The sequence below is a fragment of the Mycobacterium sp. NPDC049093 genome, assembly GCF_040704635.1.
GTDB lineage: Bacteria > Actinomycetota > Actinomycetes > Mycobacteriales > Mycobacteriaceae > Mycobacterium.
The window spans coordinates 228,623-253,822 of the sequence record NZ_JBEZJS010000001.1 but is presented as its reverse complement, the minus strand read 5'-3'; the positions used below and the strand labels follow the sequence as shown (position 1 = coordinate 253,822).

Here is a 25,200-nt window from a genome sequence, read left to right as displayed (position 1 = left end):
ACAGGGTGTAATCCGCATATTGGACCGGCAGCGGCGCCCAGTCGGGGGCCAGTCCCGCACACCGGCTCGCATAGGCCATCCCGATGTCACGCACCAGGGGCCCGATCGACCACCCATCCCCGGCAATGTGATGGACCACCGCAACCAGCACATGTTCGCCCTCGCCCATTCGGAAAAGGGTTGCTCTCAACGGGATCTCAGCTGACAGATCGAAGTTGTATGCGACCGTAGCGCGAATCGCGTCGTGGAGCCGGTCCACGGACCAACCCTCCGCGTCGACGACCTGCCATCCCGGATCGGCCTGTCCCGCCGGCAGCACGACCTGTCGAGGCACACCGTCGACCGCCGGGAACACTGTGCGCAGAGACTCATGGCGCTCCACCACGTCGGCCAGTGCCCGGCCGAGGGCATCGACATCCAGCTCGCCGGTGATCCGATACGCGGTCGGCATGTTGTAGATCGGTGACGGTCCCTCGAGCTGGTCGAGGAACCACAGTCGCTGCTGCGCATATGACAGCGGGAGGGCATCGGGGCGTTGTCGGGCCACGAGCGGTTCACGCCGCCCCGTACTCTCACCCGCACGTGTCGCAAGCTGCGCCACCGTAGGCGCCTCGAACACTGCCCGCACTGCGAGATCGGTATCCAGACTGGCGTTGGCCGCATTGATCAACCGCATCGCCGAGAGCGAGTCGCCGCCCAGGTCGAAGAAGGAGTCGTCCGCCCCGACCCGTTTCAAGCCGAGCACCTGCGCATAGATGCCGGCCAGCAGTTCCTCGACAGGAGTTGCCGGAGCGCGGTACTCCTGACCGTTGCCGTAGTCGGGGGCCGGCAGAGCGCGCTTGTCGAGTTTGCCGTTCACCGTCAACGGCAAGGCATCGAGCAGCACCACCGCCGCAGGCACCATGTAGCCGGGCAACCGCTCCGACAGGGCCGCACGAACCGCGACCGGGTCCGCGCTGCCGGTGATGTAACCGACCAGGCGCTTGTCACCGGGGCGGTCTTCTCGCGCTATGACCTCGGCTTGTCTCACCCCCTCCAGATCTTCCAGGGCTGATTGGATTTCGCCCAGTTCGATCCGGTACCCGCGAATCTTCACCTGCTCATCGGCACGCCCCAGATAGCGCAACTGGCCGTCAGGACCCCACGAGGCGAGATCGCCGGTCCGATACATCCGCGTCCCTGCCCCGCCGAACGGGCACGCCATGAACCTCGTCGCACTCAGTCCACCACGACGCCAGTAGCCGAATCCCAACCCGGCGCCGACCACGTACAACTCACCCACTACGCCCACCGGCACCGGTTGCAGCGACGAATCCAGCACGAAGAACCCGAGGTGGGCCAACGGCACACCGATCGGGCTCGTGCTGCCCTCAACGTCACTGGCCACGATCTCCCGGAACGAGGCGTGCACCGTCGTCTCGGTGATGCCGTACATGTTGATCAGCCGAGTGGAACCTGAATGTCCCTCGAACCACGGCCGAAGGCGCTGCGGTTCAAGCGCTTCCCCACCGAAGATCACCGTCTCCAACTTCAACTGACGGCCCAGCTCGGGCTGCAACGCGTCCACCGACTGCAGGGCATAGAACGCCGACGGCGTCTGACTCAACACCGTCACCTGCTCGGCAACCAGCAAGCTCAGCAAGTCCTCCGGAGATCGAGTCACCGACTCTGACACCACGACCAGCCGTCCGCCGAACAGCAGCGCGCCCCAGATCTCCCACACCGAATAGTCGAAAGCCAACGAATGGCACTGCGTCCATACCTGACCCGCCAGACCCAACTCGGCATCCAAGGTCCCCAACAAGCGAGCCACGTTCCGGTGGCTGATCGCCACGCCCTTGGGAACACCGGTCGTCCCTGAGGTGTAGATCAGATACGCCACATCATCTGAAACCGGTCCCCGCAGTGCGGTACTGGGTTGCGCATCGATCGCGGCGTCGGCAACGTCGACGACGGCCAATTCGATCCCCTCCAGCCGCGTCCGCAGTCCGGCGGTGGTCACCGCGACAATCGGAGCCGCATCGCCGAGCATGAACTGGATTCGCGTATCGGGATGCATCGGATCGACCGGCACGTATGCCGCCCCGGACTTCAACGCTCCCAGAATCGCGACGATCGCCTCAACCGACCGCGGCACCAACACGGCCACGCTTTCGCCCGGGCCGGCCCCGAGACCAAGCAGCCTGTGGGCCAGACGGTTCGACGCCTCATCGAGCTCCCGATAAGTCATCGAACGGCCATCGAAACTCACCGCCACCGACTCAGGCGCACGAGCCACCTGAGCGGCGAACAACCCCGGAATCGACATCACCGGGACCGGGGACTCAGCCAACACGGCCAGGTTGCCGACATCGTCGAGACGGGAATGCTCGACGGCATCCAGCACATCGACCGACGACAGCCGCCGGGTCGGATCATCGACCAGCGCCTCGGCGACGCGTACCAGTCGCTCGATCATGGTCTCGATGCCGGCCGCGTCGAACACGTCGGTCCGGAACTCCACCGTGCCGCCGATCCCTGCGGGATTGCCGGCGTCGTCCCACCGTTCAGCCAATGAGAACGTGAGGTCCATCCGGGCCACGTGGGTGTCCACCGGCAGCGGACTGACCTGTGCCTCACCCAGAGTCGATTCGGTCGATGTGTCGGCGGTGAAGTTCTGCCAGGCCAGCGCCACCTGGACCAGCGGGTGGTGGGCCAGCGACCGGGTCGGCTTGAGCCGATCCACGAGCACCTCGAACGGCACATCCTGGTGCTCGAGCGTGGCCAGACTGCGCCGGCGCACCTGGGCCAGCAACTCGGCAGCAGTGGGGTCGCCGGCCAGATCCACTCGCAGCACCAGTGTGTTGACGAAGAATCCCACCAACTGATCCAGCGCCGCATCGCCACGGCCCGCGATCGGAACCCCCACGGCCACATCAGAGCTCGCACTGAGCTTCGACAGCAACGTCGTCAGCACGGCCTGGACCACCATGTACGTCGTGGCGTTGTGTTCGCGCGCAACTTCACGTATGCGCGTGTGCAATTCGGCCGGTAATGAAACCGGCATGCTGGCACCACGGTGATCAGCCACCGGCGGGTAGGGGCGGTCGGTGGGAAGTTCGAGGCGTTCGGGCAGCCCGGCCAAAGCGCGTTCCCAATACGCCACCTGGGCTGCAATGCGGCTGTCGGTATCGCCCAGGTCGCCCAGATATGCCCGCTGCCACAGGCTGTAGTCCACATACTGCACCGGCAACGGCTGCCAGCCCGGCGCTCGTCCCGCAGACCGTTCGGCATACGCCGATTGCAGATCGGCGATCAGCGGGGCTACCGACCAACCGTCGGCAGCGATGTGGTGCACCACGGCCACCAGGACATGCTCATCCTCGCTCAACCGTAAAAGCGCTGCACGCAGCGGTATCTCGAGGCCCAGATCGAAGGCATGGCCGGCCATCTCTCCGATGGCTTCACGCAGTTCGGTCATCGACCATCCGCCGGCATCGATCACTCGCCAACCGCAATCGGCGTCCTCGGCAGATATCACGACCTGCTCCGGGACGCCCTCGGTCGACCGGAAGACCGTACGCAGAGATTCGTGGCGGCTCACCACATCGGCCAACGCCGCACCGAGCGCGTCGGTATCCAGCTGCCCGGTGATCTGTAATGCCACCGCCATGTTGTAGATCGGTGATGGACCCTCCAACTGGTCGAGGAACCACAGCCGCTGCTGGGCATACGACAGCGGAATGACCGCGGGGCGTTGTTGGGCCACCAACGCCTCACGGCCACCCGCACTCTCACCCACACGCGCGGCAAGCTCGCCCACCGTAGGGGTCTCGAAGACCGCCCGCACCGCCAGATCAGCATCCAAACTGGCGTTGATCGCATTGATCAACCGAGCCGCGGACAGCGAATCCCCACCGAGATCAAAAAACGAGTCATCGACCCCGACCCGTTCCAGACCCAACACCTGCCCGAAAATCCCGACCAGGATCTCCTCGTTCGGCGTGCTCGCAGCTCGGTACCGATCAACGTCCAGATATTCCGGCGCCGGCAGCACTCGGCGGTCGAGCTTGCCGTTCACCGTCAAAGGCAAGGTGTCCAGTACCACCACCGCGGTCGGGACCATGTAGCCGGGTAACCGCTCCGACAGGGCCGCACGAACCGCGACCGGGTCCGCGCTGCCGGTGATGTAGCCGACCAGGCGCTTATCGCCGGGGCGATCTTCCCGGGCGATCACCGCCGCCTGGCCTACCCCATCGACCTCCGCCAAAGCGGTCTGAATCTCCCCCAACTCGATCCGATACCCACGAATCTTGACCTGCTCATCAGCACGCCCGCCATACCGCAACTGACCATCGGCACCCCACGACGCCAAATCGCCGGTCCGATACATCCGCGCCCCGGTCCCCCCGAATGGGCACGCCACAAACCTCGTCGCGCTCAGTCCGCCACGACGCCAATACCCGCACCCCAAACCCGCACCGACGACATACAACTCACCCACCACACCCACCGGCACCGGTTGCAGCGACGAATCCAGCACGAAGAACCCGAGGTGGGCCAACGGCACGCCGATCGGACTGACGCTGCCCTCGGCATCGGCAACCACGATCTCCCGAAACGACGCGTGCACCGTCGTCTCGGTGATGCCGTACATGTTGATCAACCGCGGCGAACCCGGATGACCCTCCAGCCAACCCCGAAGCCGCTGTGGCTCAAGTGCTTCCCCACCGAAGACCACCGTCTCCAACTTCAACTGACCGCCCGGCGCAGGCTGCAACGCGTCCACAGCCTGCAACGCATAGAACGCCGACGGCGTCTGGCTGAACATGGTGACCTGCTCGGCGACCAGCAGGGCATACAGGTCTTCTGGTGCCTGCGTCACGGACTCCGGCACCACGACCAGCCGTCCACCGAACAGCAGCGCGCCCCAGATCTCCCACACCGAATAGTCGAAGGCCAACGAATGGCATTGCGTCCACACCTGACCGGCCAGACCCAACTCGGCATCCAAGGTCCCCAACAACCGAGTCACATTCCGATGGCTGATCGCCACACCCTTCGGACGACCCGTCGTTCCCGAGGTGTAGATCAGATACGCGACGCCATCAGCCGTCGGCTCGGGCAATTCCGGTATCTGGCCGTCGCGCCGACCTACGTCGTCGAAATCGAGGACTTCCAGATTGCACTCTGCGAATCGGCCCATCAGCTCCGTGGTCGTGATGGCCACGGCGGGCTCGGCATCGGTGAGCATGAACTGAATGCGCGCGTCGGGATGCATCGGGTCGATCGGCAGATAGGTTGCCCCCGACTTCAACACCGCGACAATGGAAACGATCGCCTCGATGGAGCGGGGGAAGAGCAACGCCACCCGCTTACCCGGACCCACCCCAAGAGTGACCAACCTCTGTGCCAGCCGGTTCGACGCCTCGTCAAGTTCCGCATAGGTCAGGGAGCGGCCGTTGAAGACCACCGCGACCGCCTCAGGTGCCCGGGCCACCTGCACGGCGAACAACCGAGGAATCGATACCGATGGCGCTACGGGCTCGTTCAGTACCGCGCGATTACCCCACGCGTACAGCTGAACGTGCTCGTCCTCATCGAGAAAATCCATCGACGACAACCGCCGGCTCAGGTCGGCAGTCACGATGAGGCCTCCACCTCGGCCGTCATCGCCACCAGAACTTTTCGCAACCGATCGATCAACCGCACAACGGTGCCCTCGTCATAAACGTCGGTGCGAAATTCCACAGTCCCTCCAATCCCGGCCGGCTCGCCGGTCTCAGTCCAGCGTTCTCCCAACGCAAAGGTCAGGTCTGTACGTGCGGTGTGGGTCTGCGCGGGCAACGGTGTCACCCGGACACCACCGAGTGCCAAACCGCCTGCCGTGTCCGCGCTGTGCTGCCAGGCCAGGTTCTGCCAGGACAGCATGACCTGCACCAACGGGTGGTGAGTCAGACTGCGGGTCGGGTTGAGCCGGTCCACCACGAGTTCGAACGGCACGTCCTGGTGCTCAAAGGCTGCCAGACCGCGTTGTCGTACCTGCTCGAGAAGCTCACCGATGGTCGGGTCTCCGGCGAAGTCGACCCGCAGCACCAGGGTGTTGACAAAGAATCCGACCAGGTCGTCCAACGCAGGATCATTGCGCCCGGCGATCGAGATACCCACCGCGACATCTGAAGTCGCGCCGAGCTTCGACAGCAGCAGCGCCAGCCCGGCTTGTACCACCATGAAGCTGGTCGCGTTCTGCTGACGAGCCAGCCGAGCGACGCGCTGCTGCAGATCGGCCGGCCAATCCACCGCCAGGCTGGCGCCACGGTAGTCGGCCACCGGCGGGTACGGCCGATCGGTCGGCAACTCCAACCACTCCGGCAGCCCGGCCAGTGCTTCCTCCCAATACGCAAGTTGCCCGGAAATCCGGCTGTCGTGGTCAGCGAGATCACCCAGATACGAACGCTGCCAGAGCGTGTAGTCCGCGTATTGCACAGGCAACGGGGTCCAATCAGGCACTTTGCCCTCGCTCCGCCTGGCGTAAGCAGCGCCGAGATCCGCTACCAGCGGGGTGACCGACCAGCCGTCGGCAGCAATGTGGTGCACCACCGCCACCAGGACATGCTCATCCTCCGCAACGCGGAACAGTGTTGCTCTCAAGGGCAATTCGGCCGACAGGTCAAAAGAATGACGCGCAACTGCGCCGGCCGCCTCGGCCAGACGATCGGCTGCCCAGCCGGCTGCATCCACCACTTCCCAGCACATGTGGGCTTTTTCGGCCGGCACCACGAGTTGCTGGGGCGCCTCACCGGCGAGGGTGAACAGTGTGCGCAGGCTCTCGTGCCGACCCACCACATCGACCAGCGCCTGGCCGAGGGCGACGGGGTCGAGGTCTCCGCTCAGGCGCAAGCCCACGGCAAGGTTGTAAACCGGTGAGGGGCCGTTCAATTGGTCGAAGAACCAGAGCCGCTGCTGGGCATAGGACAACGGGATGGTCTGCGGGCGCGGCATCACCTGCAGCGGCGGGCGTGCCGCGTCGCCCTGTTGGCGGTCCAGGCAGGCCGCCAGCCGTCCAACGGTCGGTGCATCGAACAGATATCGGACCGGTACGTCCTTGCCGAGGGCAGACTGAAGGCGCGCGCTGACGCGGATCGCGATCAGCGAGTCCCCGCCCAGGGCGAAGAAATCGTCGTCGAGCCCGACCTGATCTAGACCGAGCACCTCGGCGAAGACATCGGCGACCGTCTTCTCCGTCGGCGTCTGGGGTGACCGGAAGGTGGCCGCCGTGAACACCGGCTCAGGAAGGGCCTTGCGGTCGGTCTTGCCAGAGGACGTCAGCGGGAACTCGTCGAGCACCACGATCTGGCTCGGCACCATGTATTCGGGCAAGCGGGCGGCCAACCACTGGCGCACCTCGCTCACCTTGCTGTTGGTATCAGGATCATTGGCGTAGGCGCTGCGCTGATGCGAATGGGCCGGGGCCAGATACAGATCGGTCAGTACCGGAGTCGTCCCGTCCTCGATGCCGGCAACGAACAGCGCGTCCACGGTGCCGGGTCGAGGGCCCCACGTGACCGCGACCCGGTACCCGGCGGACTCACCGAGCCGGTACAACAGTTCGGGTGTGACGGTGTTCGCGGGGTCGGCGGCGATCTCTGCCTCAGCCAACGCATCGGCGACCGAATGCCCCTCGGCCAGTGCCTGTTCGATGATCACGTCGGCGATCACGCCTGCGCGCGGGATTGCGGAGATGCGCACGGTCGCCGGCCGCTGGGCGGTCAACTCGGCGTGCAGTCCGCTCAGCCCTGCGCAATCGGCCCAATCCCAGGTGGGCGCCTCTTCGAGCGAAAGGACCCCGTCCACTGACCGGTGGATGATGACGTCGTAGCGGTACCGGGTCAGCTCATTGTCGGCTTCACCGCGCTTGACCTGGATGCCTATCCCGCCCACCGCAGGGTTCTCAGCTGCCCAGGTCGTGAAGAACTCGGGCGCCAGCAGCAACTCCGGCTCACCGAGGACTGCGCGTTGAATTCGCTGGCGGAGATCGTCGGTGTCGATATCGGACCCGCTGCGCGCCAATGCGATACCGGTCTGGAAGGCGCCCTGCAGGCTGTGGTTGCGCACGTCGCCGACGAACAGCGATCCGCCCGGAGCCAACAGGCCCATGGCGTTGTCCATCACCTCGGTGAGGTACGCCGAATTCGGGAAGTACTGGATGACCGAGTTGATGATGATCGTGTCGAAATACCCGGCCGGCAGCCCATCTGCCACGTCCGCAGGCTGCACCCGCAATCGGACCCGGTCCCCCCACGGTTGTCCGGCCACCGTTGACTCGAGTGTCCGGATGGTCGGCGCGGAAAAGTCTGTGCCCCAGTACTCTCCGCACTCGGGAGCAATCTGGGAAAGTACAAGGCCCGAACCGACGCCGAGCTCCAGTACCCGCTGCGGCCGCAGTGCCAGAATCCGGTTCACTGCCGCAGAGCGCCACTCCTCCATCTGATCCAGGGGAATCGGATCCCCGCTGTAGCTGCTGTTCCAGCCGCGGAAATCGCTTCCGAATTCCACCACGTCGAGATCAGCGTCGTAGAGCTCGTCGTAGACGTGTTGCCACTGATCGACGACTTCCGCATCGTGATCGGCATCGCTGGCACGTTCCAATGCGACGTACGCGACCAGGTGGTCCGCGGCATCGGTGTGATAGACCGCGGCGGCAGCCCGATTGACTTGCGGGCAGGCCAGCAGGGTGTTCTCGATCTCGCCCAGTTCGAGTCGCTGCCCGCGCAGTTTGACCTGTGCGTCTGCGCGTCCCAGGTATTCCAGGCTGCCAGATTGGGTCCAGCGCACCAGGTCTCCGGTGCGGTACAACCGCGTCCCCGGAGCACCGAAGGGATTGGCCACGAAGCGATCCGCAGTCAGATCGGGCCGCCCCACGTAGCCACGGGCCAGCACCGGTCCGGCCAGGTACAGCTCGCCCACCACGCCAACCGGAGCCGGATTGAGCCTTGCATCCAACACCAACGCACTCGTACCGGGAACCGGGGCGCCGATGCGCACGGGCTGTCCGGCCGACAGCGCACTCCAGGTGGCCCAGATGGTCACCTCTGTCGGACCGTAGGCATTGAACATCCGCCGTCCCGGTGCCCATGCGGACACCAACTCGGCCGGGCACGCCTCACCACCCGTGACCAACGTCTTCAATCCGGACAGACGGCTGCGGTCCAGCGTTGCCACCACGGTCGGGGTGATCAATGCCGCTTCGACGTGCTGGTCCTCGATCACCGCCGTCAGCGCGTCACCTGCGTAGGAATCCGGCGGAGCCACCACCAGCGCGGCCCCCGACGCCACCGCCCACAGCCATTCGAAGACCGACGCATCGAACGTCGGTGCGGCGACCATCAGTATCCGAGCGCCCGCACCCACCCCGAACAGTTCACGATGAGCCGCGGCCACTCCCAGGACACCGGCATGACTGATCGCCACACCCTTCGGCGTGCCCGTGGACCCCGAGGTGAAAATCGCATACGCAGCGTCGTCAGTGGTCAAAGGCGCCAACCGATCAGCATCGGTGACGGGCGCGGCTGAGCGGCTCGAAAGATTCAGTGCCTCGATATCCATGACCGGGCGCAACCCGGTTCCGGCCACAGCGTCATCACCGCGAGTCAGTACACACACGGCTTCGACGGTGTCCAGTACCGTGGCGATTCGCTCGGCCGGGTGGGTCCGATCGACGGGCACGTACACCCCGCCGGCCTTGAGCACCGCCCACCAGGCGATCACCAACTCGGCAGACCGGCCCATCGCAACACCGACCGCACGCTCTGGACCAACCCCGGCTTCGATCAACACCCTGGCCAGTTGGTTGGAGACCTCATCGAGCTCCCGGTAGGTGAATTCCCGCGGGTGATCCACCACTGCCAGGGCCTCGGGATCCGCAGCCACCGTCGTCGCCAACAACTCGGGAGCCAGGCCCACCTGGGCATCGATGCCGGCACCAGACCAACTGTCCAGCAACATGTTACGTTCAGCACCGTCGAGCAGGCCGACCTCACCGACCACGACCGACGAGTCGGCCACGACGGCTCCGACCACCTTGCCGAACCAACCCACCAGACGCTCGATCGTCGACCGGTCGAACAAGTCTGTGGCGTAGGTGAGCACACCGGCGGCCATCGGAACACCCGAGACCTCGTCGGGTACCTCCCTGATGTCCACATCGAGATCAAACTTGGCAGTGCGGGTGACCATCGACATCGGCTCGATGCCGGCCCCCTCCAAGGCCACCTCGGGGCGCACGTTGTTCTGGAAGACGAGCGCGACCTGGAACAGCGGATGATGCGAGGTGGACCGTGTCGGGTTGAGTTGCTCCACCAGCAACTCGAAGGGCACGTCCTGATTTGTGTAGCCGTCCAGCGCCTTCTGTCGCACCTGGTCGAGTACGTCGCTGAACCGCTGCTGCGAGTTCAACCCGACCCGTAGCACCCAGGTGTTGACGAAGAACCCGACCAACTCCTGCAGGGCCTGATCGTTGCGGCCGGCGATCGGAGTCCCCAGCGCGATGTCCTCACCGACGCCGGCCCGGTGCAGCACAACAGACATGACGGCCTGCAAGACCATCGAGGTGGTGACATTGTGTTCTGCGGCAACGGCTTTGATCCCCGCCCAAGCCTCGGGGCCGATACGCAACGCAACCCCGTCGCCGCGATAACTGGGTGCCGGCGGACGCGGCCGATCGGTGGGAAGCGATACCACCTCGGGCAGTCCCGCCAGCTCTTTGCGCCAATAGGACAACTGCTCTGCGATCCGGCTGCCTGGATCGGCCAGGTCACCCAGATGGTCCCGCTGCCACAACGTGTAGTCGGCATACTGCACCGGCAGCGGTGACCAGTCGGGCACCCGCCCGGTGCAGCGGGCTGCGTAGGCGATCCCGACATCCTTGACCATCGGCGCCATCGACCATCCGTCGAAGGCGATGTGGTGCAGGACGATTCCGAGGACGTACTGCTCGGGCCCCACGGCGTAGATCTGGGCCCGGATCGGGATCTCGGTCGCCAGATCGAACCGGTACCCCGCCAGCGCGACCAACTCTCCCATGACAGCGTCTTCTTGATCCGCTGCAACCTGCACGAGTGCCGGGCCCCCGCGGCGCCACAACCCAGGCTGCGCCGGCAGGACCCTCTGTGAGGGAACACCGTCGATGTCGGGGAACACCGTGCGCAGCGATTCGTGCCGGGTGATCACGTCATCGAGAGCCGCGTCGAGCGCATCGAGATCCAAGGCACCGTTGATCCGGAACGCGATCGGCATGTTGTACGTCGCGACGCCGTCCTCGAATCGATTGAGGAACCACAGCCGCTGTTGCGCATACGACAACGGGATAACTGCCGGTCGCTGCTGCGGGATCAGTGGCCGACGTCCGCTCGAGGCCGAACCAAGCCGCGACGCCAACTGCGCGATCGTCGGTGCGTCGAACAAGGTGCGCACTGCGAGGTCGACGTCGAGGTGACTGTTCACCGCGGCCAGTAATCGCATGGCCGACAGTGAGTCCCCGCCCAGATCGAAGAAGGAGTCGTCGACGCCGACGCGTTCCAAGCCGAGGACCTGGGCGTAGATTCCCGCCAGAATTTCTTCGGTAGCGGTGGTCGGCGCCCGGTAGTGATCGGTGTCCGAGTATTCGGGTGCGGGCAGAGCGCGCTTGTCGAGCTTGCCGTTGACCGTCAACGGCAACGCATCCAGGACCACGACGGCAGCGGGCACCATGTAGGCAGGCAACCGCTCCGAGAGCTGTGCGCGGACCGCGGCGGGATCGGCTGCGCCGGTGAGGTAGCCGACGAGGCGCTTGTCACCGGGACGGTCCTCACGGGTAATCACCACGGCTTGCTGCACGTCATCGAGATCGGCCAGCGCCGTTTGAATTTCACCGAGTTCGATGCGGTAACCACGAATCTTGACCTGCTCATCGGCACGTCCGGCATAGCGCAACTGCCCATCCGGGCCCCAGGAGACCAGGTCACCGGTCCGATACATCCGGGCACCAGGAGCGCCGAACGGGCACGCCACGAACCTCGAGGCGGTCAGCCCCGCACGCCGCACATAACCGACACCCACACCTCGGCCCGCGACATACAACTCGCCCACCACACCGGGGGGAACCGGACGTAGCGACCGGTCCAGGACGAACAAACCGGCACCGGGCACCGGCACGCCGACCGGCACCACACCCGACCCAGCCTGAAGCGGAGCGCTGATCGTGGCATACACAGTCGTCTCGGTGGGACCATACCCGTTGATCAGCACGCGACCCGGCGCCCACCGATCCACGACGTCAGCCGGGCACGCCTCGGCAGCCACCATCAGCGCGGGGACCGACTTCAGCTTCTCGGGCGAGAGCATTCCGACCGCAGACGGTGTCTGGCTCAACACCGTCACGCCCTCAGCGAGAACCAACGCCTCCAGATCCTGCGGCGAACGTGTGGTCTGCTCGGGAACAACGACCAGACTTCCACCGTGCAGCAGAGCGCCCCAGATCTCCCACACCGAGTAATCGAACGCCAGCGACGAACACGCAGACCACACCTGCTGCGGGCCCAGCTCGATACCTACATCCATGCCGTCGAAAAGTCGGGTCACGTTCTGATGAGTAACCGCAACACCTTTCGGCGTCCCCGTCGTCCCCGACGTATAGATGATGTGTGCCACATCATCAGGAGCCGGAGCCGGCAGTGCGCTCGAGGGTTGCGCATCGATACGCGGGTCGTCGATGGTGATCACCGAGACACCGGATCCGTGCAGCCGCTCGGCAAGCCCAGCCATGGTGACCGCTGCGACAGGCTGCGCATCGGCCAGCATGAACTCGACGCGAGCATCGGGGTGTGCCGGATCAACCGGCAGATACGCCGCGCCGGACTTGAGCACCGCCAAGATCGCCACCACAGCCTGCATCGAGCGCTCGAGCATCAGCGCGACGCACTCACCGGGCCCGGCGCCATATTCGGCCAACAAGTGCGCCAACCGATTCGACGCCTCATCCAATTTCCGGTAAGACAACGAACGATCTTCGAAACGCACCGCCACGGCATCGGGAGCACTCTGCACCCGAGCTGCGAAAACCGCCGGAATCGAAGACTCCGCCACCGGTTGCGTCAGCACCGCCCGATGACCAACCTCATCGAGCCGCGCACAATCGGCGGCATCAAGAACATCCACCGACGACAACCGCTGAGCTGTGTCAGCTGTGATCGCCGTCAACACGCGTTGTAGCCGCTCCAGCAGTAGGCGAACACTGGACGCGTCGAACACGTCGGTGCGGAACTCGACCACGCCGCCGATACCGGCCGGCGCGCCGCTGTCGCTGAACCGTTCAGCCAGCGAGAACACCAGATCCATCCGGGCCGTTCGGGTATCCGCATCCAGCGGGCTGGCCTGGACGTCACCCAGATCCAAACTGGACGCCTGCTCCGGGGCGAAGTTCTGCCACGAGACCATCACCTGCACGAGTGGGTGGTGGGTCAGGCTGCGAGCCGGATTGAGGCGCTCCACCAGCGCCTCGAACGGCACATCCTGATGCTCGAACGCCGCCAAGCCGCGCTGCCGTACCTGCCCCAGCAGATCAGACACCGTCGGATCACCGCCCAGATCCAACCGCAGAACGAGGGTGTTGACGAAGAAACCCACCAGTTCATCAAGACCCGGATCGCTACGGCCGGCGGTCGCGATTCCCACCGCCACATCGGAACTGGCGCTCAACTGTGCGAGGAGCGCGGCCAGCGCCGCCTGGACCACCATGAAACTCGTCGCGCCGTGCTCCCGGGCCACCCGCTCCACCTGCCGCTGCAACTCGGCAGGCCAGTCGATCGCCACACTCGACCCTTGGTAATCGGCCACCGGCGGATACGGCCGGTCAGTCGGCAACTCGAGGCGCTCAGGCAGATCGGCCAGCTCTTGTTCCCAATATGCCAGTTGTGTGGCAATCACACTGTCCGGATCAGACGTCGACCCCAGCCAGTCATGTTGCCACAACGCGTAATCGGCGTATTGCACCGACAGCGGGGCCCACTCCGGGGCACGGCCGGCGCAGCGGCTCCCGTAGGCCGAGCCCAGATCCGCCACGAACGGCGTGATCGACCAACCATCGGCAGCGATGTGGTGAACCACCGCCACCAGGACATGTTGGTCCTCAGCGATGCGGAAGAGGGTTGCCCGCAACGGGATTTCCTGCGTGAGGTCAAATGGGCGCCGCCCAACCGCGCCGGCTGCTTCCTCCAACCGATCCGCCGACCACCCGGTGGCGTCGACAACCTGCCAGCCCAGTTCCGCTTGCGAGGCAGGCACCACCAACTGCTGCGGAATCCCGTCGACGGCGCCGAACATCGTGCGCAGGCTCTCGTGCCGCCCCACCACGTCGGCCAACGCCTGTCCCAGCGCGTCGGCGTCCAGGTTGCCGTCGAGCCGCAAAGCAACCGCCATGTTGTAGATCGACGACGGCCCCTGCAGTTGCTCCAGGAACCACAGCCGCTGTTGTGCGTAGGACAGCGGAATGACATCCGGCCGCTGCTGCGCGACCAACCGCTGACGCCCACCCGAGCCCGCCTTGATGTGCGGAGCCAGCGCAGCGATGGTGGGTGCGTCGAACAGGGTACGGACACTGACGTCGGCGTCGAGGCCGGCATTGACGGCGGCGATCAGTCGCATCGCCGTCAGTGAGTCCCCGCCCAGGTCGAAAAAGGAGTCGTCGACCCCAACGCGTTCCAAGCCGAGGACCTGAGCGTAGATGCCGGCCAGGATTTCCTCGGTGGGATTCCCCGGCGCCCGGTATCGGCCGGTGTCGGTGTATTCGGGTGCGGGCAGAGCACGCTTGTCGAGCTTGCCGTTGACCGTCAGCGGTAACCCGTCGAGGGCCACGATGGCAGCGGGCACCATGTAGGCCGGCAGCCGCTCGGACAGGGCCGCACGTGCTTCGGCCGGGTCCGCGGTGCCGGTGAGGTAGCCGACCAGGCGCTTGTCCCCCGGCTGGTCCTCACGGACGACCACTACGGCTTGCTGTACACCCTCCACATCAGCCAGCGCACTTTGGATTTCGCCGAGTTCGATGCGGTAACCACGAATCTTGACCTGCTCATCGGCACGTCCGGCATAGCGCAACTGCCCATCCGGGCCCCAGGAGACCAGGTCACCGGTCCGATACATCCGGGCACCAGGAGCGCCGAACGGGCACGCCACGAACCTCGAGGCGGTCAGCCCCGCACGCCGCACATAACCGACACCCACACCCCGGCCGGCAACATACAACTCGCCCACCACACCGGGGGGAACCGGATGCAGCGACCGGTCCAGGACGAACAAACCGGCACCGGGCACCGGCACACCGACCGGCACCACACCCGACCCAGCCTGAAGCGGAGCGCTGATCGTGGCATACACAGTCGTCTCGGTGGGACCATACCCGTTGATCAGCACCCGACCCGGCGCCCACCGATCCACCACATCCGGCGGGCAGGCCTCAGCGGCCAGCATCAACGCCGACACCGAATCCAGCGCTGCCGGATCCAAAACCCCTACCGCAGAAGGTGTCTGACTGAGCACCGTCACCTGCTCAGCAACAACCAACGCCTGTAGCTCCCCAGGCGAGCGCGTCACCGACTCGGGCACCACCACCAGACGCCCACCGTGCAGCAGGGCCCCCCAGATCTCCCACACCGAGTAATCGAACGCCAGCGACGAACACGCAGACCACACCTGCTGCGGGCCCAGCTCGATACCTACATCCATGCCGTCGAAAAGTCGGGTCACGTTCTGATGAGTAACCGCAACACCTTTCGGTGTCCCCGTCGTGCCCGACGTGTAGATAATGTGCGCCACATCATCAGGCGCAGGAAGTGGTAGCGCCATACTCGCTTGAGCATCGATACGGGGATCGTCGACTTCGATCACCGGCACGCCGTACCCGTCGAGCCGACCTGCCAAAGCGCCCGTGGTCAACACCGCCACCGGCTCCGCATCGGTGAGCATGAACTCCACACGCGCATCCGGCACCACCGGATCAACCGGCAGATACGCCGCCCCCGACTTCAACACACCCAAAATCGCGACAACCGCGTCAACCGAACGGCCCGTCAACAATCCCACCGACCTGCCAGGCCCCGCACCCTCACTGATCAACAACCGCGCCAACCGATTCGACGCCTCATCCAACTCCCGATAAGACAACGAACGATCGTCGAAACGCACCGCCACGGCATCAGGAGCACTCTGCACCCGGCCTGCGAAAACCGCCGGAATCGAAGACTCCACCACCGGCCGCGTCAGCACCGCCCGATGACCAACCGCATCCAACCGCGCGCAATCAGCCGCGTCGAGCAGGTCGACAGCCGACAGCCGCTGGGCCGGGTCCGCAGTCATCACGGCCAGCATCCGCTGCATACGCTGGATCAAGGTCTCGATCGTGGCCGCGTCGAACACATCGGTGCGGAACTCCACCGATCCGTCGATCCCGGCCGGTGCGCCGGCATCGTTGAAGCGCTCGCGCAGCGAAAACACCAGATCCATCCGGGCCGTTTGCGTTTCGGCGTCCAGCTGCGTGACACCAACGTCGCCAAGCACCAATGCCGCGGCAGGATCGCTGTGCTGCCACGGCAGGTTCTGCCAGGTCAGCATGACCTGCACGAGCGGATGATGGGTCAGGCTGCGAGCCGGATTGAGCCGATCCACCAGCACCTCGAACGGCACGTCCTGATGCTCGAACGCCGCCAAGCTGCGCCGCCGCACCTGACCCAACAGGTCGGCAACCGTGGGGTCTCCGGCCAGGTTCACGCGCAACACCAGCGTGTTGACGAAGAAGCCCACCAACTCGTCCAGCGCGGGCTCGCCGCGGCCGGCAGACGCGATGCCCACCGCCACATCGGAACTGGCGCTCAGCTGAGCCATCAGTGCCGCCAGCGCCGCCTGGACGACCATGAAACTCGTCGCGCCGTGCTCCCGGGCCACCCGGGCGATCTGTTGCTGTAGTTCGGCCGGCCAATCCACCGCCACGCTGGAGCCCTGGTAGTCGGCCACCGGCGGATACGGCCGGTCCGTCGGCAACTCCAACCGGTCGGGCAGCTCAGCAAGCTCGTCCTCCCAGTAGCTCAGCTGCCCGGCGATCACGCTGTCGGCGTCAGATACCGAGCCCAGCCACTCCTGCTGCCACAACGTGAAATCGGCATACTGCACCGGCAGGGGTTCCCAATCCGGGGCCTCCCCCGTGCAACGACTGGCGTAGGCCCTCGCCAGATCCACCACCAGCGGGGTCACCGACCAACCGTCGGCGGCGATGTGGTGTACGACCGCCGCCAGCACGTGCTCGTTCTCGCTGACGCGGAAAAGCGTTGCCTTGATCGGGATCTCACTGGTGAGGTCGAAACTGTGGCGTGCTGTCGCACCGATTGCCTCGTCGAGCCGGGCTGTGGGCCATCCGTCGGCGTCAACGATCTGCCACCCCAGATCAGCCTGCTCGGCGCTGAGTACCACCTGCTGAGGTACCCCGTCGACCGAGGTGAACACGGTGCGGAGGCTTTCCTGGCGGCCGACGACATCGGCAAGTGCGGCACCAAGGGCATCTTCATCCAGGTGCCCACTGAGCCGTAACGCGACCGCCATGTTGTAGATCGGTGACGGTCCCTGTAGCTGCTCCAAGAACCACAATCGTTGCTGGGCATACGACAACGGAACGGCCTCCGGACGATGCCGGGCAGCCAGCGGGGGCCGAGCCACGCCGTCCTGATGCCGATCGAGATAGTCGGCGAGTCCACCGACTGTGGGTGCCTCGAACAAGTAGCGAACCGGCACATCCCGGCCGAGAGCGGACTGCAAACGCGCGCTGACCCGGATGGCGATCAGGGAATCGCCGCCGAGAACGAAGAAGTCGTCGTCGAGACCCGCCCTTCCGAGTCCCAACACCTCGGTGAACACCTCGGCGACGATCTTCTCCGTATCGGTCTGCGGAGCTCGGAAGGATGTGGCGACAAAGGTGGGTTCAGGCAGAGCCTTGCGATCGATCTTGCCCGAGGAAGTCAACGGGAACTCGTCGAGCACCACGATCTGACTCGGCACCATGTACTCGGGCAACCGCTCGAACAACCACTGGCGGACCGCAGTGACCTTCGAGTTGGTATGCGGGTCATTGGCGTAGCCGCCGCGCTGACGGGCGTCCGCTGCGGGCTGGTAGAGCTCGGTGAGCGCCGGCAGCGACTCACCATCGGAGGCGGCGATGAAGACGGCATCCAGGGTGCCGGGTTGAGTTCCCCAGGTGACTGCGACGTGGTACCCGGCGGCCGCGCCGAGGCTGTACACCATTTCCGGGGTGACGACGTCCTCGGCGACGGAATCGGCGTGTGCCAGCGCCTCGGCGAGTGGGAGCCCAGCGCCCAGAGCTTGTTCGGTCACCACATCGGCGATCACGCCGGCGCGGGGAATGGAGCTGACCCGCACGGTGGACGGGTGCTGAGCCGTCAACTCGTCCAGCAGGCCGCTCAGACCCGCACAGTCCGTCCAGGTCCAGTTCGGGGCGCCGGCCAGCGAGCACACCTGGGTGGGCGACTTGTGGACGATCACGTCGTAGCGGTACCGGCTCAGCTCGTTGTCGGCCTCGCCACGCTTGACCTGGATACCGATACCGCCCACGGACGGATGGTCGGCTGCCCAGGTGGTGAAAAACTCTGGGGCGAGCAGCAACTCGTGCTCTCCCAGCATCGCGCGCTGAACTCGTTGGCGGATCTCGTCGGTATCGGTGCCGTTGCGGCTGCGCGCCAGGGCGATCCCGGTCTGGAATGCGCCCTGCAGGCTGTGATTACGCACGTCACCGATGAACAGCGTGCCGCCCGGCGCCAGCAGTTCCACTGCCTTGTCGATGACCTCGGCCAGGTACCCCGCGCTCGGGAAGTACTGGACCACCGAGTTGATCACCACCATGTCGAACTGGTTCTGCGGCAACGCCTCGGTGATGTGCGCAGGCCGGGTCAGTAGGTGGACCCGATCGCCCCAGGGTCGGCCGGCCACCGCCGTCTGAAGTTTCTGGATGGTGGGCGCGGAAAAGTCTGTACCCCAGTACTCCACGCACTTCGGCGCAAGCTGGGACAGCAGCAGACCAGATCCGACGCCGAGCTCTAGCACCCGCTGCGGCCGCAGTGCCAGAATCCGATCCACGGTGGCCGAGCGCCATTCCTCCATCTCGTGAAGGGGAATCGGATCGTCGGTGTAGCTGCTGTTCCAGCCCCGGAAATCGTTGCCGAATTCGACCGCGTCGAGATCGGCGTCATAGAGCTCGTCGTAGATGCCTTGCCACTGGTCGACGACGTCAGCGTCGTAGTCGGCGGTGCTGGTCTGCTCCAGGGCGATGTAGCCGACCAGATGATCGACACCGGTGCTGCCGCGATGCACAGCTGCAGCCGCGCGGGTGACCTGCGGGCAGGCCAGCAGGGTGTTCTCGATCTCGCCGAGTTCCAGGCGCTGCCCACGGAGCTTGATCTGCGCGTCCGCGCGTCCCAGGTATTCCAGGCTCCCTGCCTCGGTCCAGCGCACCAGGTCGCCGGTGCGGTACAGGCGAGTCCCCGCGGCACCAAAGGGATTGGCCACGAAGCGATCCGCGGTCAGATCGGCTCGTCCCACGTAACCGCGGGCCACCGCGGGGCCTGCGAGGTACAGCTCGCCCACCACTCCGACGGGAGTGGGATTCAACCGCGAATCGAGCACGAACGCAGAGGTGCCCGGAACCGGCGCACCGATGTGCACGGGCTGTCCGGCCGACAGCGCACTCCAGGTGGCCCAGATGGTCACCTCTGTCGGACCGTAGGCATTGAACATCCGCCGTCCCGGTGCCCACGCGGTCACCAACTCGGCGGGGCACGCCTCACCGCCCGTGACCAGCGTGTCCAAGCCATCGATCTGAGTCGGGTCGAGTGTCGCCAGCACCGTTGGCGTTATCAATGCCGCATCAACGCGCTGACCCGCCAAAACCTCGGCCAACGCGTCGCCGGCGTAAGAATCCGGCGGAGCCACCACCAGTGCCGCCCCTGAGGACACTGCCCATAACCATTCGAAGACCGAGGCATCGAACGTCGGTGCAGCCACCATCAGCACCCGCGCGCGTGGTGTCACACCCAGTAGACCGTGGTGCGCGGCGGCTACGCCCAACACCCCGGCATGGCTGATCGCCACGCCCTTCGGAGTTCCGGTGGAACCCGACGTGAAGATCACGTATGCCGCATCGTCAACGCTCAAGGGCGCCAGTCGATCCGAATCCGTCACAGGATCGGCACTGTGTTCTGACAGATCAACCAGATCGAGCGGAACCACGAGTCGGCTGCCGGTCCCCTCGACCGCACCGATTCCGCAGGTGAGCACGCAAACCGCCTCGGCGGTATCGAGCACCGTGGATACCCGCTCGGCCGGGTGTCCCGGATCGACAGGCACATACACGCCGCCGGCCTTCAGCACCGCCCACCAGGCGATCACCAACTCCGCGCAGCGTCCTATCGCCACACCGACGGCGCGCTCAGGCCCCACCCCGGCTTCGATCAACGCTCGCGCCAATCGGTTGGAGACCTCGTCAAGCTCTCGGTAGGACAGCTCGCGCGTCCCATCCACCACCGCAACGCCATCCGGATCGGCGGCCACCGCCGCGGCCAGCAACTCCGGGGCCAACCCCGTCGGCCCACTTATCTCGGCGCCGGACCACTTGTGCAGCAACACGTTCTGCTCGTCGAGGTCCAGCAGGCCCACCTCACCCACGACCACCGACGAGTCAGCCACCACAGTCTCGACGACGCGGCCGAACCAACCCACCAACCGCTCGACACTGGATCGGTCGTACAGATCGGTGGCATAGGCGACCGTGCCGGCCGCCATCAGGGCACCACGGCCTTCCGCCGGGACCGCGTGCAGGTCGAACAGCGCACTCGCGTCGCCGCTGGACAGTTCGCGTAGATCGAATTCGAGGTCGAACCGGGCGGTGCGGATGTCAGCTGCCACCGGCTCGACGTCGAGGTCGTCGAGCTGGATCTCGGGGCGCACATTGTTCTGGAAGGCCAAGGCCACCTGGAACAACGGGTGGTGCGATGTAGACCGGGTCGGGTTGAGCCGCTCCACCAAAAGCTCAAACGGCACATCCTGATTGGCGTAGGCGTCCAGCGCCTTCTGTCGCACGCGTTCCAGCACCTCGCTGAACCGCAACGCAGGATCAACCCCCACCCGGAGTACCCAGCTGTTGACGAAGAACCCGACCAGCTCATCAAGAGCCTGGTCCATCCGGCCCGCGATCGGGGTCCCCAGAGCGATGTCCTCACCGACGCCGGCCCGGTGCAGCGCCACTGCCATCGCGGCCTGCAACACCATCGACACAGTCGCGTTGTGCGCCGCTGCCACCGCCTTGATCCCAGCCCAGGACTCGGGATCGATACGCAGATCGACCGCGTCGCCGCGGTAGCTGGGCACCGGAGGGCGCGGCCGATCCGCGGGAAGCGACACGACCTCGGGAAGATCGGCGAGTTCCCGTCGCCAATAGGCCAGCTGGTTGGCGAGCACACTGTCGGGCTCGGATTCGGATCCCAGCCAATCCTGCTGCCACAGCGTGTAATCGGCGTACTGCACCGGCAGCGGTGACCAATCAGGCACCTGGCCGAGGGTCCGTGATCGATACGCCTCACCGACATCCCGGGCCATGGGCGCCATCGACCATCCGTCGAAGGCGATGTGGTGCAGGACGATTCCGAGCACGAACTGTTCGGGTCCAACGGCATAGATCTGGGCCCGGATCGGAATCTCACTGGCCAGGTCGAACGTATAGCCCGCCAGCGAGATCAGCTCGCCGACCAGATGATCTTCCGTCACCGGCATCAGTGCCGGGCCTCCGCGCCGCCACAGCCCCGGCTCGGCAGGCAGAACCTTTTGTGAGGGGACACCGTCGATGTCGGGGAACACCGTGCGCAACGACTCGTGCCGGGTGATCACGTCATCGAGAGCCGCGTCGAGCGCATCGAGATCCAAGGCACCGTTGATCCGGAACGCGATCGGCATGTTGTACGTCGCCGCGCCGTCCTCGAACCGATTGAGGAACCACATCCGGTTCTGCGCAAAGGACAACGGAATCAGAGCAGGACGCTCGCCCGCCACCAAGGGCGCACGCCGATCCGAATCTTCACCGACGTGTGGCGCCAACTCAGCCACCGTGGGGGCATCGAACAATGTGCGTACTGCCAGTCCGGCATCCAAATTGGTGTTGACCGCGGCGACGACCCGCATCGCGAGAATACTGTCGCCGCCGAGGTCGAAGAAGGAGTCGTCGACGCCGACACGTTCCAATCCGAGGACCTCGGCGTAGATGCCGGCCAGGATCTCCTCGGTAGCGGTGGTCGGGGCCCGGTAATGATCGGTATCGACATACTCAGGTGCCGGCAGTGCACGCTTGTCGAGCTTGCCGTTGACCGTCAGCGGCAGTGCGTCGAGGACGACCACTGCGGCGGGCACCATGTAGGCAGGCAACCGCTCCGCCAGCGCCGCACGCACCTGGACCGGATCCGCGGTGCCGGTGATGTAGCCGACCAGGCGCTTGTCGCCGGGATGGTCCTCGCGGGCGATCACCACCGCTTGCTGCACGTCATCGAGATCGGCCAGCACCGTTTGGATTTCGCCGAGTTCGATACGGTAGCCACGAATCTTGACCTGCTCATCGGCACGCCCGGCGTAACGCAGCTGCCCATCCGGACCCCACGACACCAGATCTCCGGTGCGATACATCCGGGCACCGGGCGTTCCGAACGGACAGGCGACGAACCGCGATGCACTCAGGCCCGCGCGCCGGACATAGCCGACGCTGACGCCGCGGCCGGCCACATAGAGTTCGCCCACCACACCGGGCGGCACCGGGCGCAACCAGCGGTCCAGGACGAACAGCGCCGCGCCTGGTACGGGCAGACCAATCGGCACCACACCCGACCCTGCCTGGAGTTGTGCGCTGATCGTGGCGTACACCGTCGTCTCGGTCGGTCCGTAGCCGTTGATCATCACCCGCCCCGGCGCCCAGCGGTCCACCACATCGGCCGGGCACGGTTCAGCGGCGACCATCAACGCCGCCGATTCAAGGCCCTCGGCAGCCAGCATCCCTACCGCCGAAGGGGTTTGGCTCAGAACCGTGACGTGCTCGTCAACCAGGAGGGTATGCAGGTCCTGGGACGAGCGGGTGGTCTGCTCAGGCACCACCACCAAACGTCCACCGTGCAGCAGAGCGCCCCAGATCTCCCACACCGAGTAATCGAACGCCAACGACGAACACTGCGACCACACCTGCTGCGGCCCCAACTCGATACCCACATCCATGCCGTCGAACAACCGCGTCACGTTCTGATGCGTAACCGCAACACCTTTCGGCGTCCCCGTGGTCCCCGATGTATAGATGATGTGCGCGATGTCATCAGGAGCCGGAATCGGCAACCCGGCACTGGACTGAGAATCAATCCGGGAATCCTCGATGTCGACCACCGACACACCACAACCATCAAGCCGCCCAGCCAACTCGGCCGTCGTCAGCACCGCCACCGGCGCCGCATCAGAGACCATGAACTGCACCCGGGCATCCGGTACCACAGGATCAATCGGCAGATACGCCGCCCCCGACTTCAACACACCCAAGATCGCCACAACCGCATCCGTAGACCGGCCCATCAACAGACCGACACACCCACCCGGACCCGCTCCAAGGCCAACCAACAAGCGCGCCAGTCGATTCGATGCCTCATCCAAATCTCTGTACGACAACGAACGACCATCGAAACTGACCGCCACCGCATCGGGAGCACGAACAACCTGAACCTCGAACAACTCCGGAACCGAAGACTCCACCACCGGCCGCATCAACACCGACCGATGACCAACCTCATCCAACCGTGCGCAATCAGCAGCATCGAGAACATCCACCGAAGACAACCACCGAGCCGGATCCGAGACGAACGCAGCCAGAATCCGCTGCAGACGCTCTGCCAGATCCGTGACGTCGAAACTGGAGAACGGTTGACCCGTGCCCATCGTGCTGAGGGTCAATTCTTCTCCGGCACTGGAGAAGACGAGACCGAAGCCACCGACAACACCGACGTTGGTCAACGATGCCGAAGCCTCCGCACCGCCGAAGTCCAACGTGAACGTAGACGGAAGGAAGTTGACACTCACCCGATTCGCCATCTGGCCCGCCGACCGTGGGTTGAGCTTGCGCTCGAGTGCGTGTACCGGGAAGCGCTGATGCTGCAGCGCTTCCTGTATGTGGCCGTCGACATCATCGATGAATTGAGAGATCGACATTGCCGGTGATGACTTCACCCTGAGCGGCACGACGCCGGCCACCATGCCAGGCAGCGTCCGCGACTCCGGGCTTACCCGCCGGCTGACCGGGAAGTCGAGCACAACGTCCGACCCCCCGGCACTCCACCCACGCACGAGCAACGCGCACGCCGCCGTGATGACCGATGAACGGGCAACGTTCTTCGACCGAGCCAGTATGTCGACCTGCCGCAGCAGCTCAGAGTCGAATTGCACTGAGGTGGAATGCGAATGCTGCTCATCGCGATCGACGGAATCGGTCTGCCAGGAGTTGGGCCCGGATTCCGGCGGAAGATGCCCAGTCCAATAGGCCTGGTCTTCGAGATACTCGCCGGAGGACTCGTACTTGGACTCGTTGTCGATCAGGTCCGCGAGCGACCCGAAGATCGGCGGAGGTATGGGAGCCCCGGAGAAAACTGCGGAGTACACCGACGCAAGCCGAGATCCGACAAGCGCAATCCCGGTCCCGTCGAGCACGATGTGGTGACAGCAGGCGATCAGGAAGTGCTCATCGTCTCGTGTCTGAAACAGCGCAAATCTGAACAGCGGTTCGGTGAAAGCCATTGGCTCGCGCTGAATCGCGGCCGCCATGTCACGGGCTTCTGCTACGGGGTCAGACGCGCTGCGCAGATCATAGAAGGCCAGCTCCACGTTGGGGTGATCGACTGCCTTCTGGTAAACCTGCCCGTCCACCTCGAAGAAGCGGGCCCGGAGCGGCTCAGCCTCTCGCACCACTCGGTTGATCGCCCATTCAAGGGCGTCGCGGTCGAGCGCGCCCGCGATTTTCACGAATAGACCGAGTAACCACTCCGTGCCTGATCCAGCCACGTCGTGCGCAAGCCAAATATCGAGCTGTGCGCGTGTTACCGGCAGCGATTGTTCATCAAGCTGCAT

General features: G+C 65.2%; 2 protein-coding genes (1 of these 2 running past the window's edge). Both read right to left on the bottom strand.

What is annotated here, in order from left to right; translation table 11 throughout:
• Positions 1–5,626, bottom strand: the beginning of a protein-coding gene (locus tag AB0876_RS01140; RefSeq protein WP_526040956.1) for a non-ribosomal peptide synthetase. The gene continues 6,623 nt to the left of window position 1, outside the view; 5,626 of the gene's 12,249 nt are visible here — the first part of the coding sequence; it begins with the start codon at positions 5,624–5,626; the stop codon falls past the left edge of the window.
• Positions 5,623–25,200: an amino acid adenylation domain-containing protein gene (locus tag AB0876_RS01135; RefSeq protein ID WP_526040955.1), complete on the bottom strand. Its 19,578-nt coding sequence runs from the start codon at positions 25,198–25,200 to the stop codon at positions 5,623–5,625. The genes AB0876_RS01140 and AB0876_RS01135 overlap by 4 nt, the downstream gene beginning before the upstream one ends.

Excerpts from the sequence above, each read along its gene's own strand:
- AB0876_RS01135 (WP_526040955.1), bottom strand. The coding sequence starts at position 25,200 with ATGCAGCTTGATGAACAATCGCTGCCGGTAACACGCGCACAGCTCGAT.